Below are 14,923 nucleotides of genomic sequence, written 5' to 3'. Positions count from 1 at the left end.
TTTATTTCCCCATCCGTTCGCGGCTTAGCCGTGCCAGCCATTCAGAAACCAGCAGCGAAACCAGGGCTAATACGATAGAGATGATACACAGCCGCGCTGCGGCACTCTCTCCCCCTGGCGTCTGAATCAGGGTATACATGGCCGATGGGATGGTCCGCGTCTCGCCGGGAATGTTCGACACAAAGGTGATGGTCGCACCAAACTCGCCCAGCGAGCGGGCGAACGCCAGCACCGTCCCGACAATGATGCCCGGCAGCGTAAGCGGAAGCGTGATGGTAATAAAGACGCGCCAGCGCCCGGCACCGAGCGTACGGGCTGCCTGTTCGAGCTTCATATCCACGCCTTCCAGCGCGAGGCGGATCGCTCTGACCATCAGCGGGAATGACATCACCGCCGCCGCCAGTACCGCACCGCGCCAGCTAAAGGCAAAGGTGATTCCGAACCAGTCGTAAAGCTTTTCGCCGATAAAACCGCGTCGCCCCATCGATATCAGCAGCAGATAACCGACCACCACGGGCGGTAAAACCAGGGGAAGATGAAGGACGCTGTCGAGCAGCGCTTTGCCGGGGAACCGACAGCGAACCAGTAGCCAGGCAAAAAAGATCCCAAAGGGCAAACTCAGCGCAACCGCCAGGGAAGAGACTTTAAGGCTCAGCAGAACAGCCTGCCATTCAGGATCGGTCAGTATCATCAGTGAGTCGTAAATCCATAACGTTTAAAGATTGCGGACGCCTCCGGCCCCTTCAGATAATCGCGGAAGGCCGTTACGGTCGCATTTTTATGTCCATCAACAATCGCCACAGGATATTCCACTTTCTTGTGGGAGTCTTCCGGGAAGGTGCCAACCACTTTTACGCCCTTGCTGGCAACGGCATCGGAACCATACACAATGCCCAGCGGAGCTTCGTTACGCTCCACCAGCGCCAGCGCGCCGCGCACATCTTCCGCCGGGGCCAGTTTTGGTGACAGGGTCTCCCACGCGCCCAGCTTTTGCAGCGCTTCTTTGGCGTAAATCCCGGCCGGAACGTGTTCCGGGTCACCCACCGCCAGACGGCCACCGTTCAGCAGGCGGGTCCAGTTTGTCTCTTTGTTGATGGTGATTTCACCCTGCGCGCTGGCCTTCGGTGCAACCACGACAAGGCTATTGCCCAGCAGCGTTTCGCGGGTCGCCGCATCAATCGATTTCTTCTCCACCGCATAGTCCATCCACTTCTGGTCAGCAGAGATAAACAGATCTGCCGGAGCGCCCGCTTCTATCTGCCGTGCCAGCGTAGAGGAAGAGGCAAAAGAGGAGACTACCTCGACGTTTTTCTCTTTTTTATACGCCGCCGCAATATCCTGCAGCGCGTTGGTCAACGACGCCGCCGCAAAGACCGTGATTTTACCTTCGTCCGCCAGCGCGTGTCCGGTAAGTGAAAGCGTCAGCGTTGCCCCTGCGAAAAGGCGTACCCATGAACGTGCCATCTGTAACTCCTGTGAGTAGCGTTATATACATATTAATATAACGGTATCGTCAGGGAGATCCCAGCGGTAATTCGTACCGCTCAAGGGGTAACACGGTGTGTTACGTTAAATAATATCGGCGAAAGTAAGAAAAGCTTGAGAGCAAAACGCCCGGGCAAGCCGGGCGTTTTGTGGGAAATTAATGCTGCTTTTTCGCACGGTCTCGGTGACCGATATTCGAAAAGACGTTGAACACTTCACCCAGGCCGTAGATGGCACCGAGGATGATGGCCATCACTACTGGTACCATGATCACGGCGAATACCAGACTTTTCAACAACTCTAACATGGTTTTCTCCAGATTTTGTGAATGGGCTATTCTACCCTGAAAAGTAAGAAAAACATCCCCTTTTGTGCGGTGCCCTTTGCGCCCTGCACCATTTGGGTCACAATATTCTTTTTGCCAGGACACTGTTATGCAGGCCGAAATTCTTCTTACTCTCCGACTTCAGCAAAAGCTTTTCGCCGATCCCCGACGTATTGCCCTGCTTAAACAGATAGAACAAACCGGCTCAATTAGCCAGGGCGCTAAGAACGCCGGGATTAGCTATAAAAGCGCCTGGGATGCCATCAATGACATGAACACCCTGAGCGAGCATCCGCTGGTGGACAGAGCCACAGGGGGCAAAGGCGGTGGAGGTGCTGTTGTCACACGCTACGGCCTGCGCCTGATTCAGCTCTACGATCTCCTGGGCCAGATTCAGCAAAAAGCGTTCGATGTATTGAGTGACGACGACAACGTTCCGCTGGACAGCTTGCTGGCCGCCATTTCCCGCTTCTCGTTGCAGACCAGCGCCCGCAACCAGTGGTTTGGTACGGTGACGGCGCGCGATAATCTCCAGGTTCAGCAGCATGTTGAGATCCTGCTTGCCGATGGTGTCACCCGTCTGAAAGCGGCGATAACGGCCCAGAGCGCAGAGCGCCTTGACCTGGATGAAGGTAAAGAGGTGCTGGTGTTGCTGAAAGCACCTTGGGTCAATATCACACGCGACCCGGACAAGGCAAAGGCGGCTGATAACCAGCTGCGGGGCACCATCAGTCATATCGAACGCGGCAAGGAGCAGTGCGAAGTGCTGATGCCCCTGGCAGACGGACAGGCGCTTTGCGCCACGGTCCCGCTCAGCGAGGCGAACGATTTAGAAGAAGGTGCTGTCGTCACCGCATATTTCAACGCGGACCGGGTGATTATCGCCACATTGTGCTGAGCGCATTGACAATCGTGACGACAGTGCGTATCCCTGATATCAATTGCTGCAAAAAATGGGATACATCATGTCATCATTGCATATTTCGCAAGGTACGTTTCGTCTTAGCGATACCCGAACGCTGACGATTGCCGATCTGACAATACGCGCGGGTGAAAGCTGGGCGTTTGTCGGCACTAACGGCAGCGGTAAATCCGCGCTGGCCCGCGCGCTGGCCGGAGAGCTTACCCTTCTCAAAGGCGAATGCCGGAGCGATTTCACGCGCCTGACGCGCCTGTCCTTTGAACAGCTGCAGAAGCTGGTCAGCGACGAGTGGCAGCGCAACAATACCGATTTACTCAGTCCTGGCGAAGAAGATACCGGCCGCACGGCGGCGGAAATTATTCAGGATGAGGTGAAAGATCCCGCCCGCTGTCAGCATCTGGCGGAACAGTTTGGCATTTCCGCGCTGCTGAACCGGCGCTTTAAGTACCTCTCTACCGGCGAGACGCGGAAAACGCTGCTGTGCCAGGCGCTCATGAGCCAGCCGGAATTGCTGATTCTGGATGAGCCCTTTGACGGGCTGGATGTCCACTCCCGCGCCCAGCTGGCTGCCCTGCTGGACTCTCTGAATCAGGAAGGCTATACGATCGTACTGGTGCTGAACCGCTTCGATGAAATTCCTGACTTCGTGCAGAACGCGGGCGTGCTGGCAGACTGTAGCCTGATCGAAACCGGAGAAAAGTCCGCGCTGCTCCGACAGGCGCTGATTGCCCAGCTTGCGCACAGCGAAAAGCTGGCGGGCATTGCGCTGCCGGACCCCGACGCGCCGGCAGCACGCCACGGTCTCGATCCCCGGCAGCCGCTTATCGTCCTGCGCGATGGCGTAGTCTCCTATGACGAACGACCGATCCTGAATCACCTCAGCTGGACGGTTAATCCTGGCGAACACTGGCAGATTGTCGGTCCCAACGGCGCGGGGAAATCCACGCTGCTGAGCCTGATAACCGGCGATCACCCGCAGGGCTACAGTAACGATCTGACGCTGTTTGGCCGCCGTCGCGGCAGCGGCGAAACCATCTGGGATATTAAAAAGCACATTGGCTACGTCAGCAGCAGCCTGCATCTGGATTACCGGGTCAGTACCACGGTACGCAACGTGATCCTTTCCGGCTATTTTGATTCCATCGGCATTTATCAGGCAGTGTCAGATAAACAGCACAAGCTGGCCCAGCAGTGGCTGGATATTCTGGGGATGGATAACCGGGTGGCTGACGCGCCGTTTCATAGCCTGTCGTGGGGGCAGCAGCGTCTGGCACTGATCGTTCGCGCGCTGGTAAAACACCCTACGCTCCTGATCCTCGACGAGCCGCTGCAGGGGCTGGATCCGCTTAACCGACAGCTGGTCCGCCGCTTTGTGGACGTGCTGATTAGCGAAGGTGAAACGCAGCTGCTGTTCGTTTCACACCATGCCGAAGATGCCCCCTCCTGCATCACCCACCGCCTCGAGTTTGTCGCGGACGGCGAGGGTTATCGCTACCTTCTCAGCAACGTAGATTAACAGCGGGGGGCACCGCCCTCCTCTTTTCAGATAACTTGCATCAATACATCGCTATCTCTTTGATCTAGAATGCTCTACGTCATCGAAAAAGCGGGTGTGAAAACGAGTGTAAACGATTCCACTATTTTATCCCATGTCACACTTTTTTCGTCTCTGTTATGCTATGGTTATTACATACCATAGGCCCAATGGAGCGAATTATGCGAGTTCTGGTAACAGGTGGTAGCGGTTACATCGGAAGTCATACCTGTGTGCAACTGCTGCAAAATGGTCACGATGTGATCATCCTCGACAACCTGTGCAATAGTAAGCGCAGCGTGCTGCCGGTGATTGAACGTCTTGGCGGTAAACAGCCGACTTTCGTGGAAGGCGACATCCGCAACGAAGCGCTGATGACCGAGATCCTTCACGACCACGCCATCGAAGCGGTGATCCACTTCGCGGGTCTGAAAGCGGTCGGTGAATCCGTTGCGAAACCGCTTGAGTATTACGACAACAACGTCAACGGTACCCTGCGTCTGATCTCCGCCATGCGCGCGGCAAACGTCAAAAACTTTATCTTTAGCTCCTCCGCCACCGTCTATGGCGATCAGCCAAAAATTCCTTACGTTGAAAGCTTCCCGACCGGTACGCCGCAAAGCCCGTACGGCAAAAGCAAGCTGATGGTAGAGCAGATCCTGACCGACCTGCAAAAAGCCCAGCCGGAGTGGAGCATCGCATTGCTGCGCTACTTCAACCCGGTCGGCGCCCATCCGTCTGGCGATATGGGTGAAGATCCGCAGGGTATCCCGAACAACCTGATGCCGTACATCGCCCAGGTGGCGGTAGGCCGTCGCGAGTCGCTGGCCATTTTTGGCAATGACTACCCGACCGAAGACGGCACCGGCGTGCGTGACTATATCCACGTGATGGATTTAGCAGACGGCCACGTTGCAGCCATGCAGCAGCTGGCTGACAAACCGGGCGTGCATATTTATAACCTCGGCGCCGGGGTCGGCAGCAGCGTGCTGGACGTGGTTAACGCCTTCAGCAAAGCCTGCGGTAAGCCGGTGAACTACCACTTCGCTCCGCGTCGTGATGGCGACCTGCCTGCTTACTGGGCCGATGCCACCAAAGCCGATAAAGAACTTAACTGGCGTGTTACCCGCACGCTTGATGAAATGGCACAGGATACCTGGCACTGGCAGTCACGCCACCCGCAGGGTTATCCGGACTAAGGATCCGTCATGACTTCGTTTAATCCCGTCGATCATCCGCATCGTCGTTTTAACCCGCTAAGCGGGCAATGGATTTTGGTCTCTCCGCATCGCGCCAAGCGTCCCTGGCAGGGGGCGCAGGAGACGCCTGCAAAACAGACCCTGCCGCAGCACGACCCGGATTGCTTCCTCTGTCCGGGCAACACGCGCGTGACCGGGGATAAAAACCCGGACTACAAAGGCACCTTCGTGTTTACCAACGATTTTGCCGCCCTGATGACCGATACCCCGGATGCCCCCGCGAGACACGACCCGCTGATGCGCTGCGAAAGCGCGCGCGGTACCAGCCGCGTGATCTGCTTCTCGCCCGATCACAGCAAAACGCTGCCGGAGCTGAGCGTGGACGCGCTGAAAGAGGTGGTCAGCACCTGGCAGGCGCAAACCGCTGAGCTGGGGCAAAGTTATCCGTGGGTGCAGGTGTTCGAAAACAAAGGCGCGGCGATGGGCTGCTCTAACCCGCATCCGCACGGCCAGATCTGGGCGAACAGCTTCCTGCCCAACGAAGCCGAGCGTGAAGACCGTCTGCAGAAGGACTATTTCGCAGAAAACGGCTCACCCATGCTGGTGGACTACACCCAGCGCGAGCTGGCCGACGGCAGCCGTACCGTAGTGGAAACCGAACACTGGCTGGCGGTCGTGCCTTACTGGGCCGCCTGGCCGTTTGAGACGCTGCTGCTGCCGAAAGCGCACGTTCAGCGCATTACCGATCTCAGCGACGCGCAGCACGACGACCTGGCGCTGGCGCTGAAAAAGCTGACCAGCCGTTACGACAACCTGTTCCAGTGCTCCTTCCCGTACTCCATGGGCTGGCACGGCGCGCCGTTTAACGGCGAAGAGAATCAGCACTGGCAGCTGCACGCCCATTTCTATCCGCCGCTGCTGCGCTCTGCAACGGTGCGTAAATTTATGGTGGGCTATGAAATGCTGGCGGAAACCCAGCGTGACCTGACGGCGGAACAGGCGGCAGAGCGTCTGCGTGCCGTCAGCGACGTCCACTATCGCGAATCAGGAGTCTAAAAATGAGTCTGAAAGATAAAACACAATCCCTGTTTGCTGAGAAATTTGGCTACCCTGCCACCCACGTAATTCAGGCGCCTGGTCGCGTCAACCTGATCGGCGAGCACACCGACTACAACGACGGCTTCGTGCTGCCGTGCGCAATTGATTACCAGACGGTTATCAGCTGTGCGAAGCGCGACGACCGTAAAGTCCGCGTCATTGCGGCGGATTACGGTAATGAGACGGACGAGTTTTCCCTTGATGCCCCGATTGTGACGCACGACAGCCAGCAGTGGTCTAACTACGTGCGCGGCGTGGTGAAGCATCTGCAGAAGCGCAATAAGAACTTCGGCGGCGCCGATTTAGTCATCAGCGGCAACGTGCCGCAGGGTGCGGGCTTGAGCTCGTCGGCCTCGCTCGAAGTGGCCGTGGGAACCGTCTTCCAGCAGCTGTATCATCTGCCGCTGGACGGGGCGCAAATTGCCCTGAACGGTCAGGAAGCGGAAAACCAGTTCGTGGGCTGCAACTGCGGCATTATGGACCAGCTGATCTCCGCGCTGGGCAAAAAAGAGCATGCTTTACTGATCGACTGCCGCTCGCTTGGCACCAAAGCCGTTCCCCTGCCAAAAGGCGCGGCCGTCGTGATTATCAACAGTAACTTTAAACGCACGCTGGTGGGCAGCGAGTACAACACCCGCCGCGAACAGTGCGAAACCGGCGCGCGCTTCTTCCAGCAGCCTGCCCTGCGCGACGTGACGCTCGATGAATTTAACAAAGTGGCGCACGAGCTGGATCCTGTCGTCGCCAGACGCGTTCGCCACGTGCTGACCGAAAATGCCCGTACCGTTGAAGCCGCCTCCGCGCTGGCGAAAGGTGACCTGAAGCGCATGGGTGAGCTGATGGCGGAATCTCACGCCTCCATGCGCGATGATTTTGAAATCACCGTGCCGCAGATCGACACCCTGGTGGACATCGTCAAAGCGGTTATTGGCGATAAAGGCGGCGTGCGCATGACGGGCGGCGGCTTTGGCGGCTGCATTGTCGCGCTGGTGCCGGAAGAGCTGGTCCCTGCCGTCCAGGACGCCGTGGCGAAGCAGTACGAAGCGCAAACGGGCATCAAAGAAACGTTCTATGTATGTAAAGCATCACAAGGAGCCGGACAGTGCTAAACGAAACACCTACACTCGCACCGGATGGTCTGCCGTATCGACTGTTAACCCTGCGCAACAGCGCGGGGATGGTGGTTACGCTGATGGACTGGGGTGCGACCCTGCTTTCTGCCCGCGTACCGATGCCGGACGGCAGCGTGCGCGAAACCCTGCTGGGCTGCGCCTCACCCGAGCAGTACGTTAATCAGTCTGCCTATCTGGGCGCGTCCGTCGGGCGCTATGCCAACCGCATCGCGAAAAGCCGTTTTGAGCTCGACGGCGTGCAGTACCCGCTGCTGCCAAGCCAGGGCGAGAACCAGCTTCACGGCGGTCCGGACGGGTTTGATAAACGCCGCTGGAAAATTGTTCGTCAAAACGACAGCGAAGTGCTGTTCTCGCTGGATTCGCTTGATGGCGATCAGGGCTTCCCGGGGAACCTTACCGCGTCCGCGCGCTTTACGCTGACGGACGACAACCGTATCGCTATTGAATACCGTGCGACGGTCGACAAGCCGTGTCCGGTTAACCTGACTAACCATGCCTACTTCAATCTCGACGGCAACCAGTGCGACGTGCGTAACCACAAGCTGCAGATCCTGGCGGACGCGTATCTGCCGGTTGACGAGATGGGCATTCCGTATCAGGGCCTGAAAGAGGTGAGCGGGACCAGCTTTGATTTCCGCAGCGCGAAAGTTATCGCCCAGGATTTCCTGAGCGATGACGATCAGCGCAAGGTGAAAGGCTACGATCACGCGTTCCTGCTGCACGCCAAAGGTGATGTGAAGCAGCCTGCCGCACAGGTCTGGTCCAGCGATGAGAAACTGCAGATGACGGTGTATACCACCGCCCCTGCCCTGCAATTCTACTCGGGCAACTACCTCGGCGGCACGACGGCGCGCGAACACAATGAGTACAGCGACTGGCAAGGACTTGCGCTTGAGAGCGAGTTCCTGCCGGACAGCCCCAATCATCCTGAATGGCCGCAGCCGGACTGCGTGCTGCGCCCCGGTGAAGAGTACATTAGCGTGACGGAATACCATTTTATTCCGAAATGATTTCCAGCCCTCCCATCGGAGGGCTTTTTTCTGCGCGTCTTGCTGAAAATAGCGCCGATCGCTGACAAAATCCTAACCCTGGATTCACAAGCATCTTACACTCAGAGACTATTTTCGCTATGGTTAGGGTTAAGCGTTGCTGCTGGCACGGCCACAGCAATATAATGAGAATTGTTATCATTCTAAAAATGCTTGAGGAGTAAGAGATGGCTATTACTAAGCTGGTCCTGGTGCGTCACGGCGAAAGCCAGTGGAACAACGAAAACCGCTTTACCGGTTGGTACGACGTTGATCTGTCCGAGAAAGGCGTAAGCGAAGCAAAAGCAGCAGGTAAACTGCTGAAGGAAGAAGGCTTCAGCTTTGATTTTGCTTACACCTCTGTGCTGAAACGTGCCATCCACACCCTGTGGAACGTGCTGGACGAACTGGATCAGGCCTGGCTGCCGGTTGAGAAATCCTGGAAACTGAACGAGCGTCACTACGGTGCACTGCAGGGTCTGAACAAAGCGGAAACCGCTGAGAAATACGGTGACGAGCAGGTTAAACAGTGGCGTCGCGGCTTCGCGGTCACCCCACCAGAGCTGACCAAAGATGACGAGCGCTATCCGGGCCACGACCCGCGCTACGCGAAACTGACTGATGCTGAGCTGCCAACCACCGAGAGCCTGGCGCTGACCATCGACCGCGTTGTGCCTTACTGGAACGAAACCATTCTGCCACGCCTGAAAAGCGGTGAGCGCGTGATCATCGCTGCTCACGGTAACTCCCTGCGCGCGCTGGTGAAATATCTGGACAACATGGGCGAAGACGAGATCCTCGAACTGAACATCCCAACTGGCGTACCGCTGGTATATGAGTTCGACGAAAACTTCAAGCCAATCAAACATTACTACCTGGGTAACGCGGACGAGATCGCAGCGAAAGCAGCGGCTGTCGCGAACCAGGGTAAAGCGAAGTAATTTTCGCCGGACATAAAAAAAAGCGCGGAGCCTTCCGCGCTTTTTTATTTGTGCGTGAGGACTCAGCCGCGGCGCGCTTTTACCGCATTCGCCAGCTGACGCAGGATGGCATCGGTATCGTCCCAGCCAATGCAGGCATCGGTGACGCTTTTGCCATACACCAGCGGCTCGCTGCCTTCCAGGTTCTGGTTACCTTCTACCAGATGGCTTTCGATCATCACCCCAATTACCGCCTTCTCACCGTTAGCGATCTGCTGACAGACGTCTGCCCCCACTTCCATCTGCTTTTTGAACTGCTTGCTGGAGTTGGCGTGGCTGAAGTCGATCATCACCTGCGGTGGCAGCCCGGCTTTTTCCAGCCCGGCCTTCACCTCTGCCACGTGTTTTGCACTGTAGTTTGGCTCTTTACCGCCGCGCAGAATGATATGGCAATCACCGTTACCGCTGGTGTTGACGATGGCGGAGTGACCCCATTTGGTCACGGACAGGAAGCAGTGCGGCGCACCCGCGGCGTTGATGGCATCGATAGCCACTTTGATGGTGCCATCAGTACCGTTTTTGAAGCCCACCGGACATGAGAGACCGGAAGCCAGCTCGCGGTGAACCTGAGATTCAGTGGTACGGGCACCAATGGCGCCCCAGCTCATCAGGTCTGCCAGGTATTGTGGCGTAATCATATCCAGGAACTCGCCGGCAGCAGGCAGGCCGCTGTCGTTGATCTCCAGCAGCAGCTTGCGCGCAATGCGCAGGCCGTCGTTGATCTGGAAGCTGTTATCCATGTGCGGATCGTTAATCAGCCCTTTCCAGCCCACGGTCGTGCGCGGTTTTTCAAAATAGACGCGCATGACGATTTCCAGCTCATCCTTTAACTCTTCACGCAGGGTGAGCAGACGCGCCGCATACTCTTTCGCAGCGGCAGGATCGTGAATGGAGCACGGGCCAATCACCACCAGAAGACGATCGTCATTACCTTTCAGGATCTTGTGGATCGCTTTACGAGCATGAGAAACCGTATTTGCGGCATTTTCAGTGGCGGGGAATTTCTCAAGGAGTGCTACAGGAGGTAATAACTCATTGATCTCTTTAATGCGTAAATCGTCGTTCTGATAATTCATCTTCTTTCCAGCTCTGCCATATCTTTAGTAATGAAAGCAATCCTTTCAATCTATCTTGTCGACCAGGAAGTGTAAACACGGTTTTACACTTCACGCAGATAATTCCTGGAATTCGCCTAAAAATCGCCACAAAATAGCGAAAAATGAGATCTAACCTAAGCTTTTTAACTGTAACAACCATTTTTAAACGCTTAAACGCGATTCCCTACTGACGTAAGTCCGTAAGGCGGAATCTTTCGCCTCTAAAAAGATGCACTGTTGGAGAATGTTATCCAGCGTAACGACAAGAACAGGAGCACCATCATGAAAATGACAAAACTGACTACCCTCTTCCTGACTGCCACACTCACCCTTGCCAGCGGCAGCGTCCTGGCCGCAGAAACGGGTGCTTCAGACAGCAACGGTGATGCCAATGCGGCAGCAGCGGCAGGCCAGGTTGCGCCTGATGCGAAACAGAATATCGCCCCGAATAATGTCGATAACAGCCAGATCAATACCGGCAATACCAACACCGGTGGTACCATGCTGCATCCGAACGGTAGTGCTTCCGATACCATGAATCATGACAACATGAGCTCGGATGAGGTTCATAAGAACTCGATGTGCAAGGACGGCAAATGTCCCGATCCGAACGACAAAGTGGGTAACGACGCCAATACCAAAACTGATGGCACAACCCAGTAATATTTGATGCTTCAAATGCGAAAGGAGAGCCCAGGCTCTCCTTTCTTTTTGGAGTAACCTGTTAAAAACGCTACACTAAAATAATAACGAATCAGGAAAGCAGACATGGCGCACACCCACTCACACCCATCTTCTCCCGGCAACGACAACGCAAAACGACTTATGCTGGCCTTTGGCGTTACGGCCACGTTTATGGTTATCGAGGTCATTGGCGGCCTGGTTTCCGGCTCGCTGGCGCTGCTGGCTGATGCCGGACATATGCTGACCGATGCCGCAGCGCTGCTTTTCGCCCTGCTGGCGGTGCAGTTTGCTCGCCGCCCACCCAACGCGCGTCATACCTTCGGCTGGCTGAGGCTGACCACCCTTGCCGCGTTTGTTAACGCCATCGCGCTGGTGGTTATTACTGTTCTTATCGTCTGGGAGGCCGTACAGCGTTTCAGGCACCCGCAGCCCATCGCCGGGACGACAATGATGGTGATTGCCGTGGCGGGGTTGCTGGCAAATATTCTGGCGTTCTGGATTTTGCATCGCGGCAGCGGGGAAAAGAACCTCAACGTTCGCGCTGCGGCTCTGCATGTGCTGGGGGATTTGCTCGGCTCAGTCGGGGCGATTGTCGCCGCGCTGGTGATCCTCTATACCGGCTGGACGCCTGTCGACCCCATTCTCTCCGTGCTGGTATCGTGTCTGGTCTTGCGCAGCGCCTGGCGGCTGCTGAAGGAGAGCGTCAATGAACTGCTGGAAGGGGCGCCGGCATCAATGGACATTGACGAGCTGAAACGAAACCTGCGCCGTACTGTCCCGGAAGTGCGTAACGTTCATCACGTGCACGTCTGGCTGGTAGGCGAGAAGCCGGTCATGACGCTGCACGTCCAGGTCATCCCGCCCCACGACCACGACGCGCTGCTTGAACGCATCCAGCACTTTCTTGAACATCACTATGAGATAGGTCACGCCACCATCCAGATGGAGTATCAGCCCTGTAGCGGGCCGGACTGCCACCTTAACGAGGCGCAGCCCGACCATTCACATCATCACCACTAGCTTGAAAGCGCGTGTGAGCCACGCTCACGCGCGCTCTTGATCCACATCCGGCTGCCGTTCAGGGCAATGAAGGTCAGCAGCAGATACTCCAGCGACATGGCATAGACGCCCTGAAGGGCAAAAATCACCACGCTGATGACGTTGATGATGACCCACAGCAGCCAGTTCTCAACGTATTTACGGGTCATCAGGACCATCGCCGCGATCGACAGCACCATCATGCAGGAATCCCAGAACGGGAAGGCATCCGGCTGAAGCTCCGGCATCGTCACGTTGAGGCCAATCGCGGACATGACCGAAACGGCAACGCGGGTCAGGAACGCAAACACCGGGTTGATGTAGACGGTCATCAAACCAATGGCGACGACGCAGGCGACAAACCAGGCGATGGCTTTCGGTAAGGGCAGCCAGCGGATCTGCAGCTCAGCCTCCTGCTGGCTGTTCTGCCGGGACCAGGCGTACCAGCCGTAAATATTGGCGGCGAAGAAAAACAGCTGTAAAAGCAGGCTGGCGTACAGCTGGATCTGGAAGAAGATAATCGCAAACAGCGTGACGTTAATCAGCCCGAACGCGTAGTTGCTGATCTTCTCCAGGCTTGCCAGCCAGATACACAGCAACCCCGCCAGCGTGCCTACGGCTTCAATCCATGACAGGTCATAGCCACCTGCACCAATCGGTATATGAACCAGAATGTTTTGCGTACTAAAAAAATCCATCTTTTCCCCAGGGCGTTTTTGAATTAAGTACGTAGTGTAGCCGCAAAATCCAGCATGCGGTTAAGCGGAATTAACGCACCTTCACGCAGAGCGGCGTCCACATGAATTTCATGCGCTGCACCGCCTGTCTCGAGCCCTTCGGCAATGGCCTTCAGGCCGTTCATCGCCATCCACGGGCAATGCGCGCAGCTGCGGCACGTCGCGCCCTCACCTGCCGTTGGTGCTTCCAGCAGCTCTTTCTCCGGTACGGCCTGCTGCATCTTATAGAAGATACCGCGATCGGTCGCGACGATGAGCTGCTTGTGCGGCAGCGTCCTGGCCGCGTTGATAAGCTGGCTGGTTGAGCCAACCGCATCGGCCATATCAACAATCGACTGCGGTGATTCAGGATGAACAAGAATGGCCGCGTCAGGATAAAGCGCCTTCATACGGGACAGCGCCTGGGTCTTGAATTCGTCGTGCACAATGCAGGCGCCCTGCCAGCAAAGAACGTCAGCGCCGGTCTGCTTCTGAACGTAATTGCCAAGATGGCGGTCCGGGGCCCAGATAATTTTCTCACCCAGGCTGTCCAGATGCTCAATCAGCTCAACGGCGATGCTCGACGTGACCACCCAGTCTGCGCGCGCTTTTACCGCCGCAGAGGTGTTGGCGTAAACAACCACGGTCCGGTCAGGATGGGCGTCGCAGAAGGCGTTGAATTCGTCAATCGGGCAGCCGAGATCGAGCGAACACTCCGCATTGAGCGTCGGCATCAGGATGGTTTTTTCCGGGCTGAGGATCTTTGCCGTTTCGCCCATAAAGCGCACGCCTGCAACCAGCAGCGTGGAAGCGGGATGTTTTGCACCGAAGCGGGCCATCTCCAGTGAATCAGAAATACAGCCCCCGGTCTCTTCCGCCAGCTGCTGGATTTCCGGATCGGTGTAGTAATGGGCCACCATCACCGCATCGCGCTCTTTGAGAAGCCGTTTGATCTTCTCGCGGTAGAATTGTTTTTCATCCTGGCTTAATGGCGCAGGCTTTGGCGGAAACGGATAGATTGCGGCTTCAGGATCGAACATCACGCTCATTATGGCTTCTCGTTTTACTGGCTTAACAATATTGCCTTTCTTTTGCCTGACAAAGCAAAACGCAGGGCAATTGTGTTTTATATACTAAACAAGATAGCGAATCTGGAGTGAAAAGTCACCGGGAATAGATGGGCGGAGCATTTGTTGTACGGCAGATAGCAAAAAGGCGCCTTTAGGGCGCCTTTCTACACTGGTGGGTCGTGCAGGATGACTCGCTTCGCTCGCCCTTCGGGCCGTCGCCGTAAACGGCTCCGGTGCCTCACTACGTTCGGCTCGAACCTGCTGCAGGTTCGAATCATCCAGATCGCAGATAGCAAAAAAGCGCCTTTAGGGCGCTTTTTTACATTGGTGGGTCGTGCAGGATTCGAACCTGCGACCAATTGATTAAAAGTCAACTGCTCTACCAACTGAGCTAACGACCCCTTGCGGGATGTACTGCTAATTTATTCAGGCTGGTGGGTCGTGCAGGATTCGAACCTGCGACCAATTGATTAAAAGTCAACTGCTCTACCAACTGAGCTAACGACCCCTTGCGGGATGTACTGCTAATTTATTCAGGCTGGTGGGTCGTGCAGGATTCGAACCTGCGACCAATTGATTAAAAGTCAACTGCTCTACCAACTGAGCTAACGACC

General features: G+C 56.2%; 15 protein-coding genes, 2 tRNA genes and 1 other RNA gene. 9 read left to right on the top strand and 9 right to left on the bottom strand.

From position 1 onward, the window contains the following. Window position 1 precedes the first annotated feature (1 nt). The 3 genes from modB to IM294_RS11540 form a co-directional block, all read right to left on the bottom strand. A complete protein-coding gene (modB, locus tag IM294_RS11550; protein ID WP_126817775.1) occupies window positions 2-691 on the bottom strand; it encodes a molybdate ABC transporter permease subunit in 690 nt (229 codons plus the stop codon). Further along, complete coding sequence (gene modA, locus IM294_RS11545) at window positions 691-1,464, bottom strand: molybdate ABC transporter substrate-binding protein (protein ID WP_041910750.1); 774 nt, start codon at window positions 1,462-1,464, stop codon at window positions 691-693. The genes modB and modA overlap by 1 nt, the downstream gene beginning before the upstream one ends. 178 nt (window positions 1,465-1,642) lie before the next feature. Further along, complete coding sequence (locus IM294_RS11540; protein ID WP_013097516.1) at window positions 1,643-1,792, bottom strand: AcrZ family multidrug efflux pump-associated protein; 150 nt, start codon at window positions 1,790-1,792, stop codon at window positions 1,643-1,645. Window positions 1,793-1,919: 127 nt separating this feature from the next. On the opposite strand from IM294_RS11540, the gene modE reads away from it, so the two are divergent. The 7 genes from modE to gpmA all read left to right on the top strand — a co-directional run bounded on the left by modE (window position 1,920) and on the right by gpmA (window position 9,665). Further along, window positions 1,920-2,708, top strand: a complete 789-nt coding sequence (gene modE / locus IM294_RS11535; protein WP_047367754.1) for a molybdenum-dependent transcriptional regulator — start codon at window positions 1,920-1,922, stop codon at window positions 2,706-2,708. A gap of 67 nt (window positions 2,709-2,775) precedes the next feature. Continuing rightward, window positions 2,776-4,248, top strand: coding sequence for a molybdate ABC transporter ATP-binding protein ModF (modF, locus tag IM294_RS11530; protein WP_028012399.1), 1,473 nt, complete (start codon window positions 2,776-2,778; stop codon window positions 4,246-4,248). 200 nt (window positions 4,249-4,448) lie between these two features. Then, the gene (gene galE, locus IM294_RS11525) at window positions 4,449-5,465 is read left to right on the top strand and encodes a UDP-glucose 4-epimerase GalE (protein ID WP_041910754.1); all 1,017 of its coding nucleotides are present in this window, start codon (window positions 4,449-4,451) and stop codon (window positions 5,463-5,465) included. A 9-nt stretch (window positions 5,466-5,474) separates the two neighbouring features. Then, on the top strand, window positions 5,475-6,521 hold the full coding sequence (gene galT / locus IM294_RS11520) for a galactose-1-phosphate uridylyltransferase (RefSeq protein WP_126817777.1): 1,047 nt from the start codon (window positions 5,475-5,477) through the stop codon (window positions 6,519-6,521). 2 nt (window positions 6,522-6,523) lie between these two features. Next, complete coding sequence (galK, locus tag IM294_RS11515) at window positions 6,524-7,672, top strand: galactokinase (RefSeq protein WP_028012396.1); 1,149 nt, start codon at window positions 6,524-6,526, stop codon at window positions 7,670-7,672. Beyond that, complete coding sequence (gene galM / locus IM294_RS11510) at window positions 7,666-8,706, top strand: galactose-1-epimerase (protein WP_126817779.1); 1,041 nt, start codon at window positions 7,666-7,668, stop codon at window positions 8,704-8,706. The genes galK and galM overlap by 7 nt, the downstream gene beginning before the upstream one ends. A 206-nt stretch (window positions 8,707-8,912) precedes the next feature. Next, window positions 8,913-9,665 (top strand): 2,3-diphosphoglycerate-dependent phosphoglycerate mutase, encoded by a 753-nt coding sequence (gene gpmA, locus IM294_RS11505; protein ID WP_008501111.1) that lies wholly within the window; start codon window positions 8,913-8,915, stop codon window positions 9,663-9,665. A 62-nt stretch (window positions 9,666-9,727) separates the two neighbouring features. Here gpmA and aroG read toward each other — a convergent pair whose 3' ends face one another. Then, window positions 9,728-10,780, bottom strand: coding sequence for a 3-deoxy-7-phosphoheptulonate synthase AroG (gene aroG / locus IM294_RS11500; protein WP_028012394.1), 1,053 nt, complete (start codon window positions 10,778-10,780; stop codon window positions 9,728-9,730). Between the two features lie 303 nt (window positions 10,781-11,083). Between aroG and IM294_RS11495 the strand changes: the two genes are divergently transcribed. Together IM294_RS11495 and zitB are read left to right on the top strand one after the other, a co-directional pair. Continuing rightward, the gene (locus IM294_RS11495; RefSeq protein ID WP_045259933.1) at window positions 11,084-11,464 is read left to right on the top strand and encodes a protein YbgS; all 381 of its coding nucleotides are present in this window, start codon (window positions 11,084-11,086) and stop codon (window positions 11,462-11,464) included. A 105-nt stretch (window positions 11,465-11,569) separates the two neighbouring features. Then, window positions 11,570-12,505, top strand: coding sequence for a CDF family zinc transporter ZitB (zitB, locus tag IM294_RS11490; protein ID WP_028012392.1), 936 nt, complete (start codon window positions 11,570-11,572; stop codon window positions 12,503-12,505). On the opposite strand, the gene pnuC is transcribed toward zitB, so the two are convergent. The 5 genes from pnuC to IM294_RS11465 form a co-directional block, all read right to left on the bottom strand. Then, window positions 12,502-13,221 carry a nicotinamide riboside transporter PnuC gene (gene pnuC, locus IM294_RS11485; protein WP_028012391.1) on the bottom strand — a complete coding sequence of 240 codons (720 nt, stop codon included), beginning with the start codon at window positions 13,219-13,221 and terminating at the stop codon, window positions 12,502-12,504. The two genes, zitB and pnuC, sit on opposite strands and share 4 nt — an antisense overlap. A gap of 23 nt (window positions 13,222-13,244) precedes the next feature. After that, window positions 13,245-14,288 carry a quinolinate synthase NadA gene (nadA, locus tag IM294_RS11480; protein ID WP_126817781.1) on the bottom strand — a complete coding sequence of 348 codons (1,044 nt, stop codon included), beginning with the start codon at window positions 14,286-14,288 and terminating at the stop codon, window positions 13,245-13,247. A gap of 191 nt (window positions 14,289-14,479) precedes the next feature. Next, window positions 14,480-14,608, bottom strand: a non-coding RNA gene (locus IM294_RS11475) — RtT sRNA. A gap of 26 nt (window positions 14,609-14,634) precedes the next feature. Then, window positions 14,635-14,710 (bottom strand) — tRNA-Lys (locus IM294_RS11470). A gap of 31 nt (window positions 14,711-14,741) precedes the next feature. Further along, window positions 14,742-14,817 (bottom strand) — tRNA-Lys (locus IM294_RS11465). Window positions 14,818-14,923: the final 106 nt, after the last annotated feature.

The sequence above is a fragment of the Enterobacter cloacae complex sp. P43RS genome (genome assembly GCF_014930585.1).
Classification (GTDB): Bacteria; Pseudomonadota; Gammaproteobacteria; order Enterobacterales; family Enterobacteriaceae; genus Enterobacter; species Enterobacter bugandensis.
Note: the sequence above shows the minus strand (reverse complement) of the source record. Positions and strands in the feature narration are given on the sequence as shown.

What these genes read in the sequence shown, in the direction of transcription:
- aroG (WP_028012394.1), bottom strand. Translation starts at nt 10,780, where the DNA reads ATGAATTATCAGAACGACGATTTACGCATTAAAGAGATCAATGAGTTA.
- galE (WP_041910754.1), top strand. Translation starts at nt 4,449, where the DNA reads ATGCGAGTTCTGGTAACAGGTGGTAGCGGTTACATCGGAAGTCATACC.
- IM294_RS11495 (WP_045259933.1), top strand. Translation starts at nt 11,084, where the DNA reads ATGAAAATGACAAAACTGACTACCCTCTTCCTGACTGCCACACTCACC.
- modF (WP_028012399.1), top strand. Translation starts at nt 2,776, where the DNA reads ATGTCATCATTGCATATTTCGCAAGGTACGTTTCGTCTTAGCGATACC.
- IM294_RS11540 (WP_013097516.1), bottom strand. Translation starts at nt 1,792, where the DNA reads ATGTTAGAGTTGTTGAAAAGTCTGGTATTCGCCGTGATCATGGTACCA.
- pnuC (WP_028012391.1), bottom strand. Translation starts at nt 13,221, where the DNA reads ATGGATTTTTTTAGTACGCAAAACATTCTGGTTCATATACCGATTGGT.
- galT (WP_126817777.1), top strand. Translation starts at nt 5,475, where the DNA reads ATGACTTCGTTTAATCCCGTCGATCATCCGCATCGTCGTTTTAACCCG.
- gpmA (WP_008501111.1), top strand. Translation starts at nt 8,913, where the DNA reads ATGGCTATTACTAAGCTGGTCCTGGTGCGTCACGGCGAAAGCCAGTGG.
- modA (WP_041910750.1), bottom strand. Translation starts at nt 1,464, where the DNA reads ATGGCACGTTCATGGGTACGCCTTTTCGCAGGGGCAACGCTGACGCTT.
- galK (WP_028012396.1), top strand. Translation starts at nt 6,524, where the DNA reads ATGAGTCTGAAAGATAAAACACAATCCCTGTTTGCTGAGAAATTTGGC.
- modE (WP_047367754.1), top strand. Translation starts at nt 1,920, where the DNA reads ATGCAGGCCGAAATTCTTCTTACTCTCCGACTTCAGCAAAAGCTTTTC.
- modB (WP_126817775.1), bottom strand. Translation starts at nt 691, where the DNA reads ATGATACTGACCGATCCTGAATGGCAGGCTGTTCTGCTGAGCCTTAAA.
- nadA (WP_126817781.1), bottom strand. Translation starts at nt 14,288, where the DNA reads ATGAGCGTGATGTTCGATCCTGAAGCCGCAATCTATCCGTTTCCGCCA.
- zitB (WP_028012392.1), top strand. Translation starts at nt 11,570, where the DNA reads ATGGCGCACACCCACTCACACCCATCTTCTCCCGGCAACGACAACGCA.